Consider the following 1092-nt stretch of genomic DNA (forward strand, 5'->3'; position numbering starts at 1 on the left):
GAACCGGAGATCGACGTGGATAAGCCAGAGCCCCGGCTGGCAGAACACGCACGCCCGCCCGCCGAAACAACTCAACGAAAAGCGAAACGCGGCTCAACCGAATCGCGACGGTGGATCAGGGCTCAGAACTCAATCACCGTCGCACAAGGCCTTATGAATTCGTTGACTAGTGCGAAAGGCCTCGAACTCGCCCTGGTCGATGTCTTCCAGCAGCTCGGCTTTGAGGCTGTGCCGAAGGCGGCTAAGGATGAGCAGGACGGCCTCGCCGAGGCTTTCCTCCCAGCGGGCGACAACGGCGTCGCACAGTACCGAGTCTCGTTGGAAGCGAAGAGCAAAGAGAAGCCGGGTGGGAAGGTAAAGAAGAGCAGCGTCGAGGTGTCAACGATCGCGCGCCATCGTGACGAAGCAGACTGCGATTATGCCATCGTCGTCGGCCCAGACTTTGAGACGGGCCCGGACGATCTCGGCGCGGTAATCCGTGAGATCCAAGCCGACAAGCTCGCCAACCCCACCAAGGGCATCACCCTGATGCGTGCTAGAGACCTTGCACGGCTTGTTCGACTCGCGCCGCTTAAACGCGTCAACCTCGCGAAGATGCGTGAGCTGCTGACCACTTGCCAGACCCCAAACGAAGCCGAGCAGTGGGTGGATGTGATTGCCGCATCTCAGCCCGAGTCCAGCCCCCACCAGCAGATTCTCGAAACCGTATGGGAACTCCAGCAGGACGATCGCGATCACACGGTGGAATACGCCGCGCTTCGCACTGCACTTCGCATCGCGAAGAAGCTTACGATCACGGACGCTGAGCTGCGGGAAGAGTGCTTGGCGCTGAGCCGGATGGCTCCTGGGTACTTCATCGCCCGAGATGACCGGGTGGAACTGAACATCAAGCCCGAGAACGTGCTGACTACGATCCATGCCTACGTTGACGATCTGCCGCAGGCCGAGGACGAGCAGGCCTCGTAGGGTCAAGCCCCAGCACGTGGTGTAGCGGTCGGTGATCCTTCTGCTGTTGTTTTCGGTTAGGCGCTGAGCTCGAGGACGGTGTCGGTGTTCACCTCGGTTCTGGTGTCGGTGACGAGGGTGAGGCGG

1 protein-coding gene is annotated in these 1092 nt (G+C 60.7%); it reads left to right on the top strand.

Going from position 1 to position 1092, the window contains the following annotated elements; translation table 11 throughout:
- Window positions 1-966 (top strand): hypothetical protein (locus WFM69_RS19255; protein ID WP_337007445.1); only part of this gene is annotated, 966 nt, incomplete at its 5' end.
- Window positions 967-1092 lie beyond the last annotated feature (126 nt).

Source organism: Microbacterium sp. LB12 (assembly GCF_037150835.1).
Lineage (GTDB): Bacteria > Actinomycetota > Actinomycetes > Actinomycetales > Microbacteriaceae > Microbacterium.